Annotated in this window: 3 protein-coding genes and 1 rRNA gene; all 4 read left to right on the top strand. The window is 71.1% G+C overall.

Features of this window, described 5'->3' with window-relative positions:
• Nucleotides 1-92 (top strand): 5S ribosomal RNA (rrf, locus tag AB0M03_RS39445); the annotation flags it as partial.
• A 308-nt stretch (nt 93-400) separates the two neighbouring features.
• Complete coding sequence (locus tag AB0M03_RS39440; protein WP_363501612.1) at nt 401-1,723, top strand: sensor histidine kinase; 1,323 nt, start codon at nt 401-403, stop codon at nt 1,721-1,723.
• The gene (locus AB0M03_RS39435) at nt 1,675-2,355 is read left to right on the top strand and encodes a response regulator transcription factor (protein ID WP_363501609.1); all 681 of its coding nucleotides are present in this window, start codon (nt 1,675-1,677) and stop codon (nt 2,353-2,355) included. The genes AB0M03_RS39440 and AB0M03_RS39435 overlap by 49 nt, the downstream gene beginning before the upstream one ends.
• A gap of 134 nt (nt 2,356-2,489) precedes the next feature.
• Nucleotides 2,490-4,061, top strand: coding sequence for a DUF2637 domain-containing protein (locus tag AB0M03_RS39430; protein WP_363501606.1), 1,572 nt, complete (start codon nt 2,490-2,492; stop codon nt 4,059-4,061).
• The last annotated feature ends 116 nt before the right edge of the window (nt 4,062-4,177 follow it).

The following is a 4,177-nucleotide window of genomic DNA, read 5'->3' as shown; positions in this document are numbered from 1 at the left end:
CGCCCGGTCACATTCCGAACCCGGAAGCTAAGCCTCGGAGCGCCGATGGTACTGCAGGGGGGACCCTGTGGGAGAGTAGGACGCCGCCGAACAATTCTTCGCAGTAGCCCCGCCCGGGTCCCGGGCGGGGCTACTCGCATTTCCGGACCCGACTCGATCGGGGTTGCTCCGACAGCCCTCGGTATCGGCCTCGTGGGGTGGTGCTAGGTCCACCCCGAAGACGGGTGGCACAGCCAATGTGTCGCCAGCGGCCGACCCGCGACACTGATGTCATCGCCAGTCGGACGTCGATGTCAGGAGCAGCACCGTGGCAGTCACAACTTCCCTTGAAGGGGTGAAAGTGGTCGGTCGGGGAGCGTCGGAGCGGCTCAGGGAGAGCGTTCGGGCGACGGGCCGATCGGTGCTTGCGGTCGGCGGAGCCTGGCTGAGCGTCTTCGTCCCGTTCATGGTGGTCGTCATCACCGGCGGTGTGACGGTACAGCTCTTCGAGTCCTTCGAGTTCGTTCCGTTCGCCGTGTTCGTGGCAGTGTCGATCACCGGGCTGGTATCGGCGTACTGGTGCTCCCGGCACAGTGCGGGGTGGACGAGGTCCCAACTCCGCCGCTGGTGCGCGGTGGTTGTCCGGCCCGGCTACTCATCGATGCCGACGCTGGAGCGCGACGAGCGCGGCTACTGGTGGACGGGGTTCTCGTACCACCGGCGTCAGAGCACGGCCCGGGTGGCGCGGTTCGTGCACTGGACGGTGCGGGACGCGGCGACCCGGCGGGACGCGGCCTGGTGGGTGCTCAATCCGCTGTCTGCGCTGTTCTTCCTCTGCCCGCCCGCGCTGCTGCTTGTGGGCGGCTTCTCCTTCGCCATGGATGCGATGGCCGATCCCCGGGAGTACGGCCAGCTCAGCAGCGGCCACCCGCTCAGCTACCTGATATCCCTCCTGCTGGGCGGCGCGGCGGCGGTGAGCGGTCTGCTCATCGCGCCGTACGCGTTTCGGGCGCACCTCGACGTCGCCTGCCGTGTGCTGGTGCCCGGGCGGCAGGCGAGCGCCACCCAGCTGCGGCGGCGCGTGGAGGAGTTGACGCTCACCCGGGCGGATGCGATCGGTGACCAGGCGGCCGAGCTCCGCCGGATCGAGCGAGACCTGCACGACGGTGCCCAGGCTCGACTGGTCGCCATCGGGATGACGCTCGGCACCATCGAGCACCTGATGGAGACCGACCAGGCGGCTGCACGTGAACTGCTCTCCGAAGCGCGGCAGTCGTCCGCGAGGGCGCTCCAGGAGCTGCGCGACCTGGTGCGGGGCATTCACCCGCCCGTGCTGGCCGAGCGGGGGCTCGGTGATGCGGTGCGCGCCCTGGCGCTGGACAGCCGGCAGCCGACCGAGGTGACGGTGAGCCTGCCCGAGCGGCCCGATGCGCCGGTCGAGGCGGCGGTGTACTTCTGCATCAGCGAGCTGCTCGCGAATGCGGCCAAGCACTCGGGTGCCGAGCAGGTCTGGGTGGACATCCTGTTCCGGGCCGGCCTGTTGCGGGTGACGGTCACCGACGACGGGTGCGGAGGTGCCCAGCCGGGCCGGGGGAGCGGGCTGCGCGGCATTGAGCGGAGGTTGGGTACCTTCGATGGCACGCTCTCGCTCAGCAGTCCGCCGGGCGGGCCGACGACCATCACCATGGAGCTGCCGTGCGCGTTGTCCTCGCCGAGGATCTCTACCTCCTTCGACAAGGGCTGATCCAGCTCCTGGAGGTGCACGGCTTCACCATTGCGGCGGCGGTCGAGACCGGGCCCGAGCTGTTGGAGGCCCTGCTGACCGAACAGCCCGACGTCGCGGTGGTGGACGTCAGGCTCCCGCCGACGCTCACCGACGAGGGGCTGCAGGCCGCCCTCGTCGCGCGGCGGAAGATCCCCGGCCTGCCGGTCCTGGTGCTGTCCCAGCACGTCCAACAGCTCTATGCGCGTGAGCTGTTGGCCGACGGCTCCGGAGGTGTCGGGTACCTGCTGAAGGACCGGGTGTTCAACGCCGAGCAGTTCGTCGACGCGGTCCGCCGGGTGGCCGCCGGCGGTACGGCGATGGACCCGGACGTGATCGCCAAACTGATGGAGAGCCGGGCTGCCTCGGGGCCGCTGCAACGTCTGTCGCCGCGCGAGCGCGAGGTGCTGGAACTGATGGCGGAGGGTTGTTCCAATTCCGCCATCGCAGCCCGACTCACCGTCAGCGACGGTGCTGTGGCGAAACACATTGCCAATATCTTCACGAAGTTGGAGTTGGCACCCGCCGAGGATGCCAACCGCCGTGTGCTGGCGGTGTTGGCGCACCTCAACGGTGCACCTCAGCGAACACAGGCGTCCGGGTGGGAGGCGTGATCAGACGCGTGTACGAGTAGTATCCGGTGGGCCGAGACGGTCCACAGCACGGAGACCCCGTGTCCGGCCGAGGGTGGATTCGGCAGTAACGGTCGCTTACGGCAGCAGCCGAGTCCCAGGGGTTGATCAACTACATGGCACGTCGCCCATCCCTCACCCGCGCCCATCGGGCCCTGCTCGGCGTGGTCGCCGCCGGTGCCTGTCTGATCTCCGGAATCGGTTTCGCCGGCTCCTACAACGCGGTGCGCGATCTCGCGATGGAGAAGGGCTTCGGCGCCTTCTCGTACGCATTCCCGATCGGCGTCGACGCGGGCATCGTGGTGCTCCTGTCGCTGGATCTCGTGCTGACCTGGCTGCGGATACCCTTCCCGCTGCTGCGGCAGACCGCCTGGCTGCTGACCGCCGCGACGATCGCGTTCAACGCGGCGGCCTCCTGGGGCGATGCCCTGGGCATGGCGATGCACGCGGTCATCCCGGTGCTGTTCGTCGTGGTGGTGGAGGCCTCCCGGCACGCCGTCGGCCGGATCGCGGCGATCACCGCGGACCGCCACATGGAGTCGGTCCGTCTGATGCGCTGGCTGCTCTCGCCGGTGCCGACGTTCCGGCTCTGGCGCCGCATGAAGCTGTGGGAGCTCCGCTCGTACGACGAGACCGTCCGCCTGGAGCAGAACCGTCTGGTCTACCGGGCCCAGCTGCGCTTCCGCTACGGCCGCGGCTGGCGCCGCTCGGCGCCGTTCCAGGCGCTGCTGCCGCTCAAGCTCGCCAAGTACGGTGTGCCGCTGGACCCGAGCGTCCTCGACCGGATCGACGGTCCGCTCGAGGTCACCAAGGGTGCGGCCACGCCCGCCGTCGGCCCGGCGGTGTCCGCGGCGGCGGTGGCGCCGACGCTGGCCAAGCTGGCTGCGGTGCGGCTGCGGGACGCACAGGAGCCGGCCCAGCAGGACGCGCCGGTGTCCGAGCCCGAGGCCGCCAAGCTCAACGTGTGGATGGCCCGGGCGGTGAAGGGCTACTCGCAGCCGGGCGACGACGCCGACCAGCAGGGCCGGGTGCCCGGGCAGATGTCCCCGTGGTTCAAGCCGCCGCGGGTTGCCGGCCCCCGGCCGGCCGGTGCCCAGGGCGGTCCGATGGACGGCCTTCCCGCCGTCGGCCCGCAGGCCCCGCTCCGGCAGGGCGGCCCGCAGGCCCGCCCGGTGCAGGGCGCCGGCGGCCGTCCCCAGCAGGCCCACCAGGGCATGGGCCGTCCGGTGCCGGGCCAGGTGTCACCCGGTCGGCTCGGCCGTCCGATCCGCCTGGAGCAGACGGTCCAGGGCGAGGCCGAGCAGTTCGACCAGGACGTGCGCCGTTTCGCGCAGCCCCAGCGCGAGCAGGCCGTCGCCGAGCCGCTCCCGTTCGACCAGGCCGAGGCCGACAGGGCCGAGCTGGCGGGGCTGGACTTCCCGGTCGAGGCCGACCTGGTGGAAGGGGACGAGCAGCCCGCCGGCCGCCGCCCGGGTGCCGAGCCGCTCGACCCCGACGTCTGCTTCGACGCCCTGATCGCGTACATCGACACCTACGAGCAGCAGCCCGACCCGCAGAGCCTCGCGGAGTACCTGACCGCCGCGTACGGCATGACCGGCTCCCGTCCGGACGGCTCGGTCAACCCCGCCGACGTGAACCGGATCTGGCCCCAGCTGCAGAACCGCTACGTCAGCTCCGGCCGGGAGTAGCCCTCGGCAGCAGCTGGCCGCACACCGGCCGCAGGCGGCGGCCGACGGTACGGAAGCCGGGCATCGGAGCCCTGCATCGTCACGGACGCGTCCTGCCACCCCCCGGGTGGCAGGAC

Source organism: Kitasatospora sp. NPDC051914, from assembly GCF_040680995.1.
In the GTDB taxonomy this organism is placed as follows: domain Bacteria; phylum Actinomycetota; class Actinomycetes; order Streptomycetales; family Streptomycetaceae; genus Kitasatospora.
The sequence above is the reverse complement of the archived record's forward strand: the minus strand, read 5'-3'. Positions and strand labels throughout refer to the sequence as shown.

Excerpts from the sequence above, each read along its gene's own strand:
- AB0M03_RS39430 (WP_363501606.1), top strand. The coding sequence starts at position 2,490 with ATGGCACGTCGCCCATCCCTCACCCGCGCCCATCGGGCCCTGCTCGGC.